6 protein-coding genes are annotated in these 19077 nt (G+C 46.1%); all 6 read left to right on the top strand.

What is annotated here, in order from left to right; genetic code table 11:
• The first annotated feature begins 14 nt into the window (after window positions 1–14).
• The 6 genes from FO446_RS29050 (at window position 15) to FO446_RS25565 (ending at window position 19074) form a co-directional block, all read left to right on the top strand.
• Complete coding sequence (locus tag FO446_RS29050; protein ID WP_173611092.1) at window positions 15–2585, top strand: winged helix-turn-helix domain-containing protein; 2571 nt, start codon at window positions 15–17, stop codon at window positions 2583–2585.
• 310 nt (window positions 2586–2895) lie between these two features.
• A complete protein-coding gene (locus FO446_RS25585) occupies window positions 2896–3576 on the top strand; it encodes a response regulator transcription factor (RefSeq protein WP_172142293.1) in 681 nt (226 codons plus the stop codon).
• Window positions 3573–5357, top strand: coding sequence for a sensor histidine kinase (locus FO446_RS25580; protein WP_173611093.1), 1785 nt, complete (start codon window positions 3573–3575; stop codon window positions 5355–5357). The genes FO446_RS25585 and FO446_RS25580 overlap by 4 nt, the downstream gene beginning before the upstream one ends.
• Window positions 5338–5865, top strand: coding sequence for a hypothetical protein (locus tag FO446_RS25575; protein ID WP_173611094.1), 528 nt, complete (start codon window positions 5338–5340; stop codon window positions 5863–5865). The genes FO446_RS25580 and FO446_RS25575 overlap by 20 nt, the downstream gene beginning before the upstream one ends.
• A 225-nt stretch (window positions 5866–6090) precedes the next feature.
• A complete protein-coding gene (locus FO446_RS25570) occupies window positions 6091–11055 on the top strand; it encodes an Ig-like domain-containing protein (RefSeq protein WP_237899451.1) in 4965 nt (1654 codons plus the stop codon).
• Between the two features lie 903 nt (window positions 11056–11958).
• Window positions 11959–19074, top strand: a complete 7116-nt coding sequence (locus FO446_RS25565) for an amino acid adenylation domain-containing protein (protein WP_237899450.1) — start codon at window positions 11959–11961, stop codon at window positions 19072–19074.
• Window positions 19075–19077: the final 3 nt, after the last annotated feature.

Genomic DNA, 19077 nt, shown 5'->3' with positions numbered 1-19077 from the left:
GGCAGGAGATGCGTATGGATTTATTAACGTACAGTCCACTTATTGCAACCAAACTTCATGTTCCGAAGTATGGTTCGGACTTGTTACTTCGGCGTCAGATATTGAAAGAAATCGATGAAGCGGGCGCCGCAAGATTGATTCTCGTGTGCGCACCAGCCGGCTTCGGTAAAACGACAGCAGTCAGTCAATGGACGCAAAATTCCGGCAAACCGACCGGTTGGATCTCCCTGGATGAATCAGATAATGATCCCGTGCGCTTTTGGCGATATTTTGCCAGAGCAATTGATATGGCACAGGAAGGCTCGGGCAAAGAATCTTCCTCGGTGCTTCACCCACAGTACACGGCTTCTGCTGAGCAGTTGATGTCTGTGCTGCTCGAGGAAATTGCGGGGTTTGATCGTGACTTTTATCTGGTATTGGACGATTACCACCTCATAAAGGAGCCTTCCATCCATGAAGGATTGCAGACACTGATCCAGCATGCTTCCTTGTATATGCATGTCGTCCTGATTACGCGGGAGGAACCTCCTTTTGCCCTACACCGTCTACGTGTCCGGAAACAGTTGAAGCAACTGGGCTCAGACACTCTTCGGTTCAATGAGGAGGAGTGCCGGCGCTTATTCCGCGAGCAACTGGGTCTGAGTTTGTCAGAACAAGCCATTGGCTTGCTGAGCAAACGAACGGAGGGATGGGTGGCCGGTTTGCAGTTAGCAGCCTTGTCTATGCAAGGAAAACCAGAAGCATCAAAGGTCATTCATCAATTTTCCGGTAATGACAAGTATGTCGGGGACTATTTGACGGAAGAAGTATTGAAAAGACTTCCAGAAAAGGTGCAGATGTTTTTGTTGAAAACGTCCATACTGCCGCGTCTGACAGGAGATCTATGTGCAGCCGTTACCGGAGAGCCGGACGCTCACGACATCCTTCGTATGCTGGAGAGGACGAATTCATTTGTTATCGCACTTGATGGCGTAAATGAGTGGTATCGTTATCACCATTTGTTCGCAGAACTTCTGCTTTCCCACGTAAGGAAAACATATAACGAACTGCTTCCTGCCCTACATATCTCTGCAAGCTGTTGGTTTGAAAGTCACGGGTGGATCATGGAGGCGACTGAGCATGCGTTTCTCGGAAAAGATTGGAACCGGGCGAGCCGTTTAATCGTCACACATGCGCCGTGGATGTTGAAACAGTACGAAAATATTACACTGCGCAGATGGATGAAATACTTTGATGCGTCCTGGTTGGAAAGCAACCCCGAGCTGTGCATTGCTTTTGCCTGGCTGCATGCTGTGTCCAATGAAATTGATCAGGCGGAAATCCTCCTTCAATTGGCTGACGAAGCAACACGGATGAATCATGGGAGCTATGACGACTGCCGAGTAGAAATGTGTGTGCTTCGGGGTTATATCGAAGTGATGCGGGGAAATGTAGACCTTTCCCTCAAATATATGGAAGAATCGGTTCACATGAAGCCCAAATTCAGCCGCTACTTCATCGTCGGCATTGAACTGAATTCGGATGAGCCATACGTCCTGCGCAGTCGTGTGGCCTTGAGCGGGTATTTGTCCAACGTGAATGAATACTATCCAAAACTAAGGGCGATCTGGAAGCACAGTGGTCTTGGTATATTGGCCTATGGTTCTATTGTTTTGGGTGAGCTTTATTATGAGCAAAATGATTTTGAGCAGCTGAAATATTTCGTACCGCGTGCGATACAATTAGGCACAATCTCTTTGAACTTTGGTGTATTGGTACCGGTTTATCTGACTTTGGCTCGATGGAGAAAAGCAGAGCATCGTAGCCAGGAGATGTGGCTAGCCATGGAGGAAATCACTTCGCTATGCCGCCAGCATGATGCGCCTCCTCATTGGATGGCTTTTGTAGAAACGTTCCGCGTCCGATTATGGATCGAAGAAAATCGACGGGAAGAAATAGAAAAATGGGCCGAGCCCTATACCAAAATGAATGTAGATATTATCGCTTCCCGGCATGAATTTGAGAGAATGACGTTGGCCCGGGTATACATCTATTTAAAAAACGACAGTGCAGCCATCATGCTGCTAACCAGCTTAAAGCACGAGGCGGAAATAAAGGATCGGCTCGGGAGTCGGATTGAAGCCTTTCTTCTGCTCAGTCAAGCTTACATGATCCAAAAACAGCAGCATGAAGCGATAGAGTGTATGCGCATGGCGGTGACGTTAGCCGCGCCAGAAGGCTATGTCCGCACTTTTTTGGATGAAGGTCCCGGTGTTGCCAAAATGCTTTACTCGCTCTATAAAAGCAAAAACGTATCCAAGCAAGAGATGGTTTATCTTTCGATGCTGCTCAAAAGCGTGGAGAAGGAATTTCCTACGCTTGATATTCAAATCCGGGTATCCCCTTCCTTGGAAAAATTGACGGAAAGAGAATCGGAAGTACTGGCACTGATTGGTGAAGGGTTGTCCAACTCGGAGATTGCGGACAAGCTGCATCTCACACTAGGGACGGTAAAAGGGCATGTGCATCAGATTTTTAGCAAGCTCCAGGTAAAAAATCGTGCACAAGCAATCGTCAGATTAAGAGAAAGTGAGCTCGACCATTAGAATCCCCCCGCCGATACGGAGGCCACTGAAAAAGTCCACTCTTTCAAGATCAACAAAATAACGAAAGAAAAACGAGTCTATAGAATCAATTCTAAGGCTCGTTTTGTATGTTTTCAGTGGCCTAAGTCATTTGTTTTCTTTGGAAATCCATCTCATGTACACACAACGGTCACATCAGCCATCTATACTCATCTTGTAAAACCAAGGTTGGCGGTCATGGAATGGTGACGGTGAGAAACGGATTCGTATGTTTCACGATAAATTGGTAATCTATGCAATAAATGCACAACCATGAGTAAGGAGTGCGGAAATGAAACGGAAAGTGTTACTCGTAGAGGACGACGAGCTCATACGTGAATTTGTATCGGATTATTTTAAAAAAGAAGCTTGGGAAGTGTACGAAGCGCAGCACGGTAAAATGGCGATGGAGCTTTTCGCTCTGCACTCTGTCGATTTAGTTGTGTTAGATATCATGATGCCCGAGATGGATGGCTGGTCGGTGTGCAGAAAAATCCGCCAACAATCCGACATTCCCATCATGATCATTACAGCAAGAGTAGACGACGATGACCAGTTGATGGGTTTTGAGCTTGGCGCAGACGAATATGTCACCAAACCGTTTAGCCCAAAAGTATTAGTGGCCCGTGCCAAAGCTCTGATGAAAAGAGCAGAGGGGAGCATCGGGAGGGGAGATGATATCGCTCAGTTTGGAGCATTGACGGTAAACAAACGAGCTCACACTGTCACGATTGCCGGCGTCCCGGTTTCATTGACACCAAAAGAGTATGAGCTGCTTCTGTTCTTCATCAAGCATGAAGGGACGGTCTTGTCCCGAGATAGCATATTGAATGGGGTTTGGGGGATGGACTACTTTGGCGACCATCGCACCGTTGATACCCATGTGAAAAAACTGCGGGCCAAGTTGGATACAGAGCAGCATCTGATTCAGACGATGATCCGTTTTGGATATAAGTTTGAGGCAAAGCGATGAAACGAGTTCGACTAAACGTTGTGACAAAATTATTTGCCGCCACTTTTGTTTTTGTCTTTTTGCTCTACGCTTTGATATTGATAGGGGAAAAATTTTTCTTTGAGCGCTTTTATCTAAATGCGAAAGTAAGCGAGCTCTCGCAAGCAATGGCATCTTTCCCAGATGAGTACGCCAAACTCCCTCCCGACAAGCACAAGCTGGATAAGCTGGTGGGTACATTGATGAATCGCACAGATGCCAGCATCGCGATCGTAGATGAGCAGCTCAGGCAATTGAATCTCGACCCCTATTTTCTGGAAATGAAAGTAGCAAATAAAAATCAAGTGATTACCTTACCGCTAAAAGAAATGAAAAGCACCGATCTTCCTGAAGGACTCCATGTTGGAGACACGATTACCATCGACGGAATCTATATGGATGAGAAGAATACGATCATGAAGCCGATACGGATTGCGAGGCAAAGTCCATCCACAAATGTGACCGAAAATGGACTAACCCGGGTTACGGCAGTTATTTCTGAACTCATGCTGCCTAGTCAGCAGCGGGCACATAACCCTTTTTATCAGGATTCTCTCGTAGCTGATCAAATCGGACCATGGCTGACGCAGCAATCCGACGAGATTACACAGATGAAAAGCGGATCATTCATCCAGCGGAAGTGGACTGATCCGTGGAGTGGTGTAAACTATGCCATCGTGATTCATCGATTCTCCGATCAGGGCGGGGCGAATTATATACTGGCGGTGACGACGTTGCAACCAGTGAGCGATGCGGTAAGTATGCTGACCAGCTATTCCCTATACGCGACGCCAGTCATCCTCGTCATCTTACTGCTGCTGTCCTTTGTCTTTTCGAAGATCATCACGCAACCATTAGTTACGTTGAGTCATTCCGCTTCACGTATGGCTAATCTGGACTTCACAGAACTTGCTTCGATTCATTCGCGGGATGAATTCGGTGAGCTCTCTCGCCATCTGAATACGTTAGCGGGTAAGCTGGATCAGACATTAAAAGATCTGAAAAGTGCCAATGTCACTCTTCGCGAGGATTTAGAGCATAAGGAAAAAATGGAGCAGCTTCGCAAAGAATTGATTGCAAACATCTCTCATGAACTCAAGACCCCGCTTGGCATTGTGAAGGGCTTTGCGGAAGGATTAAAAGATGATGTCGCACATGAAAAGCGGGAGCGATACATGGACGTCATTTTAAGCGAAGTCGACAAGATGAACGAGCTCATTATGGATATGCTGGAGTTGTCCAAATTCGAAGCCAAAGCCATTTTGCTTCGTAGACAATCTTTTCCCGTATCGGAAATAATAGATCGCGTAGCCGCTTCCTTTCAACTACAGCTGGCAAACAAGCAGGTACGACTACGGCTCGCCTTACCTGAAGAGATCAACGTATGGGCAGATCCAAGACGTATCGAGCAAGTGATTGTGAATTTGCTCGGCAATGCGGTCCGGCACGCCAATCCATCAAGTGAGATTCGAATTACCGGGGTTCGCGAGCGGGAGTGCATCCGGTTTCGAATCGAAAATGAAGGAGCGCACATCCCAGACGACCAACTAACGCGGATATGGGAGCAATTTTATCGAGTAGATAGCTCTCGCTGGCGGAAAACTGGCGGCACGGGTCTCGGATTAGCGATCTGTAAACACATCCTCGATCTGCATGGTAGTGATTATGATGCGGAAAATACCGTGAATGGAGTCGCTTTTTCCTTCACGTTGGTTGAAAATGAAAACAAAGGTGGAAATGACAATGAATTTGAAAAAGAATAATATGAAAAACTTACTGGCTGTATTGGTTCTATCACTCGTTACTAGTGCTTGTGGCACACCGGTTCCTTCAGAATCGACTGGTCAAGTGCCGCAGCAAGTTCCTCAGGAAAACAAAGAAAACACGGAGAAACAACCGGAGAAAGTTGCACAAGACATTGCCGCAGAACAGCAGGAAAAAGAAATTCTCGTCGTGGTCGACCAGGAACCGAAACCCATCGAGGGGAATAGCTTCGATTTCTTTATTGAAAAGCTTCCTGCCGGCTATTCGTTAGCTAGCATGCAGTGGAAGTCTGAGAAAACTGACATCGTAAGCACTACAGAGCAAGCGATCAAAAACGACACAGAAGGTATCTCTGGTGGGAATGGCTTTTACATCAGTGGCAATGGACAGTTCACCGGTTTCTTTTACAAGGATGAGTTGAAAGGGGAAAAGGGGAAATTGATCTTGGTCTTTCAAAATGAGCAAGGCAATAAAAAGACATGGGAGAAGGAGCTAATCCTTAAATAACGCCCGCTAAATTGGAACCCCATTTTTTGGGGTTCTTTTTGTTTGCAACAGTACGGTGGGTTTTTTTATTGAAAAAAATCAATCACGAAAAGACATAACTTTAGTTAGTATTTTTTGCAAAAGACTGTTGTTACCATATTTTTGTTTCACCCAGATGTTTTGCTGGGGGAATGTGTCGACAGTAGGGGGAGTTGAAATGAAGAAGGAAGGAGGACAACGTTATTGATGAAAAGAATGATGGCTCGTTTGTTGGTATTTACTTTGCTGTTTGCAATTGTCCAACCTATGCTTATTCAAGAAAAAGCCAACGCAGCGGAACTTCTAGAGATTGGAGTAGAGGCAGACAAGTTCGTGGATGCGTTTGGTGCCTATCCTGATGGCTTGGATTATCAGGGTGTTCCCAATACGCTGATCGTCGGCTATGCGCGAGACTCTGGTGGGGATTATGGGGCTGCGAATGCTGCTCTACGTTTTGACCTGAGCGGCGTGAAAAGTGAGAGGAAAATTCAGTCTGCTGTTCTGAAAATTTATGTGCATAAGGTAGAAGCAACAGGCGGAGATATGCCTTTCATTGATCTATGGGGCTCGTTTGATGACAATTGGAACGATGATTTTGCGACTGTGCTACCTTCGTATCAGGAAAGAATCATAACAAATGAGTTTATTCCTACTAATTTCACAGGGTGGAAATCGTTTGATGTAACCAGCTTTGTCATGAGTAATATTCCAGACAAAAAAGCTACCTTTGTTTTAAGAGGAAGACAAACAGCACCACCTGTTCCTGTCTTGTATCAGCCTCAAATCATTTTCTACGACAAAAGAAATGTTAGCTATGCTTCACAGCTAGAAATCACGTATGCTCTTAACACTCCACCAACCGATATCCTCTTATCGTCCAATTCGATTCCCGAAAACAATCAAATAGGAGCGGTAGTTGGTACGCTTTCGGCAGTAGATCCTGATCAAGGAGACACCGCTTCGTTCCATATTCAAAACCCTACGGTGCCATTTACTGTTGACGGAAATCAACTGAAGGCGACAGAAACGTTTGATTTTGAAACGAGCTCGACTTACGCTGTACCGATCACCGCAACAGACTCGGCTGGCAATATATTCACCAAGGTGATGAACATCCAAGTGACGGATGTAGATGAACCACCAACGACAGCAACGGTTACCATCAATGGTGGTGCTGCGTTTACGAATTCACCAAATGTGACGCTCACCATGGCCCATGATGATCCTGACGCAGCCCAGCCCGAATATCGTTTGACGAACGTGGAAGGCGGTCCTTGGAGCGAATGGAAGTCGTTTGCGACACCTGTAATGTGGACCTTTACGACAAACGAAGGGACCAAAACGATCTTCATGGAGCTGCGTGACGGAACAGGAACTGTCCTGAAAGCGCAGGATAGCATTGTGCTGGATATAACACCTCCGGCAGGGACTATCGAGATCAATAATGGGAACGTAGCCACTTCATCAGAAAAGGTGGAGCTTACCATTCAGGGAAGTGATGCGAACGGCCCTGTAGAAGTGATGTTGTCGAATGATAACAGCTTTACAGGTAGCTGGATACCTGTTCCTGTCAACAACAAGCTGGAATGGAACTTGGCTAGCGGAGATGGGCAAAAAACGGTCTACGCGAAGTTCCGTGATGGTGCAGGGAATATGTATTATACATCTGGTACCATCGTGTTGGACAAAACGCCACCTGTTGTGACAGGGGTAGCGAATGGCAGCTTCTACACGGCAGATGTCACACCTGTCTTCGACGACGGCACAGCAACATTGAATGGTGCTCCTTTTGTCAGCGGCACAAAGGTGAGTGTGGAGGGCAAGTATACGCTGGTAGTGACGGATACAGCGGGGAATACGACTACGGTAACCTTTACCCTGGATAAAACCGCGCCGACTGGAACACTTGCGATCAATAACGGAGCCACTCATACGAATAACCAAGATGTCATTTTGCAAATCGATGCCACTGACGTTTCCAGCAGGGTGAAAATGAAGCTGTCCAACGATAACATCAGCTGGAGTGCGCTAGAGGATGTGGCGACCGCCAAGTCTTGGAAGCTAACAAATGGGGATGGACAGAAAACGGTCTATCTACAGTTGATCGACGAAGCTGGCAACACTCATGATTTACAGACAACAATTACACTCGATACGGTTGCGCCTGTAGTCACAGGGGTAGAGAACAACAAGCTGTACAATCAGAGTGTGACGATCAGCTTCAACGAAGGAAAGGCGACCTTGAACGGAAAGACGATAGCTGACGGAGAAATCGTCAATGACGATGGCGCTTATACGCTGATTGTCACGGATGAAGCGGGCAATACAGCAATGCTTGCATTTTCGATTGATCAAACGAAGCCGTCGGGCAGTCTCAAGATCAATGGTGACGCCGATTATACCAATACACTTACAACCACATTACAAATTGCCGTTACCGATTTCAGCAATGAACTACAGATGCGCTTTTCCCATGATACGAGCGATCCAGCCAATTGGACTGCTTGGGAAACGCTGACCACAACAAAGGCGTGGAACTTGCTGACGGGGGACGGAACCAAGTCGGTTTCCATGGAAGTAAAGGACAAAGCAGGGAATATAGCCAGCTTTACCGATGAGATCACACTCGATATGACCAGCCCTACGGGGGCTTTTGAGATCAATCAAGGTCAATCGTATACCAACACGAGCAAGGTTACGTTGAGTGTGGAGTCGGCTGATACTCATGGTGTGGAAATGCGCTTGTCGAATGACAACCTGACGTGGAGCGATTGGAAAACAGCGCCGACAAAAGGCGACGTTCCATGGGAACTAAGCGGTGGTGATGGAACCAAAACGGTCTATCTCGAGCTGAGAGATCCGGCAGGAAACCAAGTGGCCCTTCAAAAGCAAATCACGCTGGATTCCACTGGACCAGTCGTCACAGGAGTCGCCCAGGACGGTGTCTATGCGAGCGACGTAACGATTACCTTCAGCGAGGGAACAGCATTACTGAACGGCAATCCGTTTACGAGCGGTTCGGTCGTCACTGCGGAAGGATCGTATGAGTTGGTCGTCACAGATGATGCGCAAAATCGCACGACGATTCGTTTCACGCTGGATAAAACACCACCGGCTGGAACGCTCAGCATTGATAACGGAGCCGAATTTGCGAAAACAGAAGACGTTACACTGCAACTCACTGCGTCAGGCAATACGAACGACATTGAAATGGCGATCTCTAACGCCGATGACAATTCGGGTACGTGGGAGCGTTTTGCAGAGTCAAAAGCATGGAAGCTGGCTGATGGCAGCATAAACGGTACCAAAACGGTTTATGTCAAGCTGCGGGACAAAGCGGGGAACGTCACAAAGCTAAGTGATACGATTGTACTGGATGTGTTGGCGCCTACTGGATCTATCACGATCAATAACGGAGACAATTCCACCAAGTCTCGTGATGTTACGCTCGCTATCACAGCGAACGACAGTACCAGTGATGTACAAATCCGCTTCGCAAATGGTGACAACGACTGGAGCGATTGGGAGGCAGTAACTGCGACCAAAGCATGGCAGTTGAAGTCCGGTGATGGAACCAAGACTGTCGAGATGCAGATTACAGACAGGGCAGGGCACATTACAACCGTTTCCGATACGATCGAGCTGGATGCAGATGCGCCTGTTGTTACTGGAGTCGAGGACAAAGGTATTTACAAAGATGACGTAACAATCACATTCAACGAAGGAACCGCGACGTTGAACGGTGCTCCGTTTGCAAGTGGCGACCGGGTAACAAGTGAAGGTAAGCATGAACTACTGGTTGTAGATGCTTCCGGTAACGAAATCAAGATCACGTTTACTTTGGATAAAACAGCACCAACAGGAACGTTCGTCATCAACAATGATGATCGTCTAACCAGCTCCACCAGCGTGAGACTGCATGTTACTGCTTCGGACAATTTGGGAGATGTCGAGATGCGTATCTCCAATGACCAAGGCAAGTGGAGCAGCTGGGAAAAAGTGACGGGAACGGTACCGTGGAACTTGCCGTATGGCAATGGGATGAAAAAGGTTCTGATCCAGCTTCGCGACCAGGCAGGAAACACCGTTGAACTGGATGATTCCATTGAGCTATACGTGCCAAATGTGCCGAATCCACCAACAGGAGAGCCGGTCACCGGAGTTGAGCTGGAGGAAGAGCAGTTAACATTGCGTGTTGGCGATACAGAAAGCCTTCGAGCCACAGTAAAACCAACGAATGCCACCAACAAACGGGTCAAGTGGGAAAGCAGCGACTCTGAGATCGTCGAGGTAGATGAGGATGGTAAGATCAAGGCAGTAGCTCCTGGAACTGCGACGATTACAGTGACGACCGTAGACGGGAACAAAACCGCTTCGGTGGAAGTAACCGTTAAGGAAATACCCACCTTCCAGTTGGAAACAAACGAACCGTCCTTCTGGATTAAGCCGAGAGTAACCACAACCTTACGAGTTTATAAGGTAGAAGGCAAAAAACGCAAGGACATCACGCGAGACAAAAATGTTGAGTACGACACGGAAAACGGGTTGGTTACCGTCAAGCAGGGTCGCATTACGGCAGGCAAAGAAGAGGGAGAAGACATCGTTATCGTTCGCTATATGGGCGAGGAGCTGGAGATTCCGGTGACGGTTTCTACGAAAACGATTCGTTCGTTGACGACCTCCTTCAAGGATTTGGTGCTGGAGATCGATGAAGAGAAGCAGCTAACGCTGACAGCCGTCTTCAATGACAAGAACACCGAAGAGGTGACAGGGAAAGCAACTTGGTCCTCTAGCGACGAAGAGGTCATCGAGGTAACAAAAGAGGGAAAAGTGACAGCGCTGGCTGAAGGGAAGGCTGTCATTACTGCGAAATACGGCGGTAAAAAGGTAACCAATCGTGTGCTCGTCGTAGAGGAAAAGAAAGTGAAAGATTTGCGAGTATCGCGCTCTTCGCTGGGCTTGGAGGCAGACAATACTGGAGAGATTGTCCTGTATGCGGTCTATGAAAATAGATACGAGGAGATCGTCACCAAGGATGCCGAATGGACAGTGGAAGATCCTGAGATTGTGACTGTAGAAAATGGTGTCGTGACCGCACTGGAATCTGGTAAAACAACCATTACAGTGGAATACGGCGGCGAGACCATTACGATTCACATTACAGTCAGGTAAATAAAAAGGGGCTGTTCGATCTACCGTGGAGGGCAGCCCCTTTTCCATTCTGTTTTAAAAGGTGAAGAAAGATGGAAAATGCACTCATTGCTTTTGCAAGTAGCATCCTGATTGGGGCAATTTTTTTCGGGATCTTATGGTGGGAAGGCTCGTGGTTCAGTCTTCGATTTACGAAGTGGTACTTTGGTATATTATTTGCAGTCTCGATAGTAGTAGGAGGGTATACCCTTTTTCAAGGTTAATGGAAAAATAGACATGTTCAGCCTTCTCAGGTATCGATGAATTTCTACACCAGACTACCCGAGAAGGTAAACATGTCTATTTTTGTTTTATAATAAACCAATGGATACGCTATGATTTGACATAAAATTCAGATATGGTATAATGTACCTAATTGGTAATCTATTACATTTTATACTTTGATTAGGTAATTGTTCTAAAAATTCCCTCTTCCTAGTAGAATCTGAAGCTACCTTTCCACGATTCGAAGGAACAATTTACCATTCAATTGCAATACTGTCCTGCATAGGTGTTTCATACTCAACAGTATTCCAAACACTACTCCACTTTTTCACGAATTCATAGCAATTCGATTCACTTACCTTCCCGTTCACATCTCGTTTGTAGCCGCTTTGAACATGCCCAATAAAATTAGGAAACAACATGTTTGTTTGGTCAACTATTCTGACCTTTTTTGACGCTGCTTACTTGCTTCACCTTAACGAATCGGGTGTCCGGTCTTTATCATGGACGATTCGCTGAGTCAACGCCTACTTTGTAAAGGAGGGGGAGGCTTACCGACCAATATCCATTTTTAAAGTCTGATCAAGCAGAGCGGGTGAGGAACTTCACCATTTTAGAGGGTTCCCCCTTCATTATCAAGCTCAAAAAGGGAGGATAATCATGACCATGAAAGATCATGTGAAGCATTGGCTTTCAGAATTGGCAGAAGAGGCTCCATTGCTACAGCTTCCGTTTGATGTCCCGAGACTGAATAATGCTCGTTATGCGGAAGAGACGCAATCGATTGACTTGTCAAAAACGGTGGGGGAACAAGCAAGATTACTTTGCATGCAAGAAGAGACTGACATGTTTACACTACTCTTAGCTGCATACTATAGCTATCTTTACAGATATACGGGGCAAAACGACATTCGGATTGGTACGATAGCAGGTGATAGCTCTGCCTTTTTTACAAGTCGAGTAATTGTTGGTGGAACGTCGAATTTTAAGCAGCTGTTGAACGAGGTCAAAGATAATGTGTTGGAGGAGGAGCCTGCTAGCAACTCCGAAACTACGAAATTATTTCATACCTTTTTAAGAGTGGGAAAAGCCGGGGATAAGGATAACAGACTTTTTGTCGACTCCCAAATAGCAAATGTAGAGCTGCGTGTTGATGTCGAAGAGGCCGAGGGCATGCGCATAACATTCACATATAATTCCTTCTTGTTTACACAACAAACAATACGACGAATGATCGAGAACTTTTGCAACTGGATTGAACAAGCAATCACTGATGTCGAAACGCCTATCGATTTGTTGAGACTGATAGCCAAATCCCAAGAGAGAGAATTGGTAGACGACTGGTGCAGGAATGACGAACCCACGAATGTTCCTGATACAATCATGACTGCCTTTAGTTTCCAGGCCAATCGCAATCCCGATGCCATCGCGCTCGTTTTTAAGCAAGAGAAGATGACTTATAGGGAATTGGATATCCGCTCAAATCAACTAGCGAATTACCTCCGGAAGATTGGGGTAACGACTGAAGGATTGGTGGGGATATGCCAAGAGCGTTCCATAGAAATGATCGTGAGCATATTAGGTGTGTTGAAAGCAGGAGGCGCTTATGTACCGATCGATCCTGCTTATCCTGTTCAAAGACTCCACTATGTTATGGAAGATGCAGCTTTACAAGTAGTGATTGTGGATGAAGCGTCCGCAACAAAAGTGCCTGACGGAATAAAAGGGGTAAAATTGTTGGATTATTGCGAAAATTTGTCGAATGAAAGCACGGAGCCCCCTGCAATTGAAGTAACCGGCCACAATCTTGCTTATGTCATCTATACCTCCGGTTCGACAGGAAATCCCAAGGGGGTAATGATTGAGCATCATTCCGTTATGAATTTTCTTCAAACGCTGGAGAGTCGCAGTCCTCTTTTACATACGGACAGGCTTTTGCAAAAAACGTCTGTTTCCTTTGATGCTTCTGTTTGGGAACTCTTTTGGTGGATGTTAAAAGGTGCTAGCCTGTACATTCTCCCGAGTAGCGATGAGAAGGACCCCGCCTTGCTTGTGAAAGCAGTCGAGACGCATCGAATTACCCATCTTGAGTTTGTTCCGTCAATGTTGAAAGCCGTATTGGATTATATAGAAAATCAGGGTTCTTCTTCTGCATTATCCTCTTTGAAATACGTCACAGTTGGAGGGGAAGTGCTTCCGCCTCATGTTGTTGCGAAAAGTATCGATCTATTGACGATTCCTTATGGTACAAGCTTATACAACACGTATGGGCCGACTGAGACGACAGTCGAGGTGGCCAGCTTCCCATGCCATTCAGATGATAAGCACACGCAAATACCCATTGGAAAACCGAATGCGAATACACAGTTATACGTGTTGAACGACCGTTTGCAAATTCAACCTGTCGGAGTTGCTGGAGAACTGTATGTCGGCGGATCAGGCGTAGCAAGAGGTTACTTGAACCGCCCTGAATTGACAAAGGAACGCTTCATTTCCAACCCGTTTTGTCCAGGATCAGACTCGCGTTTGTATCGAACGGGAGACTTGGTTCGGTACTTGGCCGACGGAAACTTGGAGTATATCGGGCGAAATGACAGCCAGGTAAAAGTGAGAGGGTACAGAATTGAGCTGGAGGAAATTGAAGTTACGTTAGGCAATCATTCGACTGTGGAACAAGCAATCATTGTGGCGAAAAAAGACGCCTATGAAAATAACAAGCTGATCGCTTATGTGGTCGGGTCTGGAACGATAACAGAATGGCGTGATTATCTGAAAGCTCAGCTTCCAGAGTTCATGGTTCCAGCGTATTTTGTGAAAATGGATGTTTTCCCGCTTACACCCAGCGGAAAAATTGATCGTAAATCACTGCCAGAGGTAGGCAATAGTCGCCCGCATGTTTCGACGGAATATGTAAAACCGGAAACTGAATGGGAAACGAAGCTCTTGGATATTTGGAAGGATTTGTTCGGATACGATGAGATTGGAGTCGAGGATCATTTCTTTGAATTAGGTGGACATTCGTTGTTGGGGACTCAAATGATTGCGAGAATCCGTGCTCTTTTCAAGAAAGAGATTCCGTTGTCTGCTCTGTTTGCCTATCCGACGATTCGGAGCATCGTACCGATCATAGCTAACGCAGATGAGGTAAATGCAGTGGATGCATTCCCTGCCATCAAAAGGGTATCACGAGATCGAGAATTGCCGCTTTCTTATTCGCAAGAAAGAGTGTGGTTTTTAGAGCAGTTAAGTTCCAATAACTTGGCTTATATTTTTCAAGCCACAATGAAAGTGCGTGGGAGGCTGGAGCTCCCTATTCTCAATAAGTGTTTTACGGAGATTGTGCGCAGACATGAAATATTCCGAACCGTTTTTCATGAGAAAAATGGACAACCGTATCAGGTGATCTATGAACCATTCGATGTGGAATTGCCTGTTATCGATGTTTCGCACTTACCTGAGAGTGATCGTGCTGCAAAAGTTCAAAGACTGATTCAAATGGAGATCAAAAAGCCGATTGATATCTCGCAGCTACCATTGGCGCGCTGGATTGTTTACAAGATTTCTGAGTGGGAATCTGTCATTTTGTTTGTGGAGCATCATCTGATTCATGATGGATGGTCATTCCGCAAATTTTTAAAAGAGCTGTTTACGCTGTACAGTGCCTATCTTGAAAATAAACCGTCCCCATTGGCTGAATTGCCGATTCAATTTGCAGACTATTGCGTATGGCAAAATGAGCTGTTTAAGCGCGGCAAGGAAAACAAGCAGCTAACGTACTGGAAGAATCTACTGGAAGGAGCCAATGGGGTTCTGGAACTGCCCACTGATCGGCCACGACCAGTCAATCAAACCTTTAACGGGAATATGTTCACCCAATTAATACCGGAAGAGCTGTATCTTCAACTGCGTGATTACTGCATGAAAACAAACACGACCCTCTTTATGGTCATGATGGCTGCGTTTCAAACCTTGCTCCATCGTTATTCCAGCCAAGAAGACATTATTGTAGGTTCGGGTATCGCGAATCGGCGTTGGAAAGACACGGAAGAATTGATCGGGATGTTTGTTAACAATATTGTGATCCGTCAGCAATTTACCGACACTATGACGTTCCGGGATGTATTGCAAGACGTGAAGAGGTCAGCCTTGGAAGCGTACGAGAATCAAGAGATTCCTTTTGATCAAGTAGTCGATGCGTTGAAACTGAAGCGTGATCAAAGTCGCAACCCTCTATTCCAAGTCATGTTTAGTTTCCAGGATGCAAAAGTCACTCATTTGCCTGTATCCAATCTGAATATTCAACTCACCGAAGGCATTAGCAACGGATCGGCCAAATTCGATATCAACGTCGTGGTGACGAATCACGAGGAGCTCTCTTCTTCCCTTTTAACAAAGGATGAATACGGAAGTATCAGCCTTGACTGGGAATACAATACGGATTTGTATGACGAATCTACCATGCGCCGCATGTTTGCGCATTATATTGAATTGCTGAAAAGCGTTCTTACGCACAGTGACCGGACGCTGCATTCCATGCCTATGCTGACCGCTTCTGAGCAGAATCAAATCCTCCAAGAGTGGAATGATACGGAAGTTGCGTTTGAGGATCAGAAAACGCTCCATCAAATCTTCGAGGAGCAAGCTGCACGGACGCCAGAGAGAATGGCGGTTGTATTCGGCAACGAACAATGGACCTACAGGCAAATAAACAACCGGGCAAACTTCCTGGCAAGCAAATTGCGAAATCTAGGAGTGAAGCCGGATACATTAGTAGGGTTAATGAGTGAGCGTTCTCCCGACATGATGATTGGTATTCTTGCCATTCTAAAAGCGGGTGGAGCGTATATGCCGATGGACACAGCGGCTCCGAAAGAAAGGCTGTCCTACATTCTCCGGGATAGCGATACGAAGGTCGTCGTCATGCAGGAGAAATTCAAGACAGCGATTGATTTCAATGGACCTGTCCTGTTATTGGAAGAGAATAGGCCAGATCAGGATGTAGAATGCGATAATCTTGAGTCGGTTGCCCATTCGAAAAATTTGGCGTACGTCATCTATACCTCAGGTTCGACGGGAGCACCAAAAGGAGTCATGATCGAACATTGCTCGGTTGTCAATCGGATGAACTGGATGGTCCATCGCTACCCTATGAACGAGCATGACACCATCTTGCAAAAAACGCCCTATTGTTTTGATGTTTCCGTAACGGAATTAGTCCTATGGTTTTTCACTGGCAGCAAACTATGTTTCCTCGCTCCCCATACAGAGAAAGATCCGGAGCTTATCGTCAAAACAGTAGCCCAGCACCAAGTAACCTATATTCATTTTGTTCCTTCTATGCTCAGCATCTTTTTAGATCATTTGGAAAACGTTGATTGCGCAGAGGAAATCAAAACTTTACAGCGAGTTTATACAACCGGGGAAGCTCTGAGTACGGAACAGGTTCAACGCTTTCATCGATTAATCGGGCAACGGAACCATACGACGCTTATTAATCTGTATGGTCCTACGGAAACGACAATTGAAGTGACCTACTATGATTGCCAGGCCGATAGCAAGGTAATCCCCATCGGTAAGCCTATGGATAATATTCAAGCGTATATCCTCAATAAGGAAGGCGACCTGCAACCAATAGGCGTGATGGGCGAATTGGTTATTGGGGGCATTGGACTTGCAAGAGGGTATATCGGAAGGCCCGAGTTAACAGTTGAACGTTTTGTCCCGAATCCTTTTGGTAATCGATCTGAAAGGCTATACAAGACAGGTGACTACGCGCGGTGGATGCCAGACGGCAATATTGAGTACATCGGGCGTATGGATAATCAAGTGAAAATTCGCGGTTATCGGATTGAATTAGGTGAAATCGAAGCGGTTATGAGGAAGCAGCAGGGGGCAGGAGAAGTTGCCATCATTGCCCATGAATATGAGCCGGGGGATAAACGATTAATCGCTTATTTCAGTGGGGCATCAGAGATCGAGACATTAAAAAGCCATTTACAAAAACAATTACCGCCTTATATGATTCCTTCTTATTTTGTACGGGTGGAGGAAATGCCGCTTACATCGAGTGGCAAATTGGATCGTAAAGCATTGCCACTGCCTGAGGTCCATGTTGTAAACCATCACTACACTGCGCCGCGAAACTCAACGGAAGAATTGCTCGCACTCATCTGGAGTGAAATTTTAAAAGTAAACCCAATTGGGGTATATGATTCGTTCTTTGAATTGGGCGGGCATTCCCTGTTGGCAACACAGGTTGTATCGCGAATACGAGCGGTGTTTGGTCAACATTTACCCCTCCGAGCGATCTTTGATTGCCCGACCATTGAGGGCTTGGCGAAGCGGCTAACCGAATTGCGTCAAGGCGAGAAAATGGTTCAATTGCCTGCTCTCGTGCAAGTGGATAGAACGGAACCGATCCCGTTATCTTTTGCGCAGCACCGGTTGTGGTTTTTTGACCAACTGGAGCCCGGAAGCAACGTCTATAACATTCCCTATGTATGGCGCTTAAGCGGTTCATGGGATGTTGCCGGCTTAGAAAAAGGATTGAACCAATTGATTGAACGTCATGAAATGCTTCGTACCGTATTCGCAAAACAAAATGGCGTCCCTGTACAGCTCGTTAAGCCGCATCAACCAAGAGCACTGCCTGTCGTGGATGTAAGCAGTCTATCTGCGGATGAAAGAGAGAAGCAGGTCCAGCATTATATTCAACGGAGTGCTGATCGCGTATTTGCCTTGAGTCAAGGGCCGTTGATTGAAGCCGAGCTGATTAAGCAGGATGAATCGGAGTATATACTGCTTTGTACGGTCCACCATATTGTGTTCGATGGCTGGTCAGAGGATATCTTGCTGGACGAGTGGATGGCGTTTTATGAAGAAGCAATCAGCGGAACACCTGCCAATCTGCCACCGCTATCCATTCAATACGGAGACTTTGCAGTATGGCAAAGACAATGGTTATCGGATGAGACGATGAAAGAGCAAGTGGTGTATTGGGAAAAGGAACTTGCAGATGAGCTTACGGTGCTTCAGTTGCCATTCGATCGTCCACGACCAGCCATTCAAACATATGCAGGGGACATGCAGCATATCGATTTGGCCCCTTCATTACTAGAAAAACTAAAAGCTTTCAGCAAACAAGAGGGTGCTTCTCTGTTCATGACATTGCTGGCTGCCTATCAGGGCTTTCTCTCTCGCTATACCGGACAAACAGACATTTTGGTAGGAAGCCCGGTCGCGAATCGCACTCGAAAAGAAATGGAAGGGGTAATCGGGTGCTTTGTAAACACGCTGGTTTACAGAGTGAACGTTGAAGACAATCCAAGCTTCAGGCAATTGGTGGCCCAAGTCAAAGAAAAAACGTTGCGCGGGCAAGAAAATCAGGATGTGCCCTTTGAAAAAATAGTAGAGGTCCTTCAGCCGGAGCGAAATGCAAGTTACTCTCCTGTCTTTCAAACGATTTTTACAATGCAGACCCACCTGAGGAGCGTAAAGCAATGGCCAAACCGAAAAATTGAACCAGTGAAAAGCACCATCAAGGTTGCCAAATTTGATTTGTCCATTTCCATAGAAGTGAATTCAGAGCACTCGTTGACGATTTCATTTGGCTACAATACGGACTTATTTCATCCGTCCAGCATAGAACGAATGATCGGACATTTTGTGAATTGGCTCGAACAAGTGATGGCATATCCTGAGGAGTCTATAGAAGGCTTGCGACTGATTTCAGAAGAGGAAGAAAAGCAACTGCTGGAAATGTGGAGTAATCATTAGGAG

This window comes from Brevibacillus brevis (genome assembly GCF_022026395.1).
Lineage (GTDB): Bacteria > Bacillota > Bacilli > Brevibacillales > Brevibacillaceae > Brevibacillus.
Note: the sequence above shows the minus strand (reverse complement) of the source record. Positions and strands in the feature narration are given on the sequence as shown.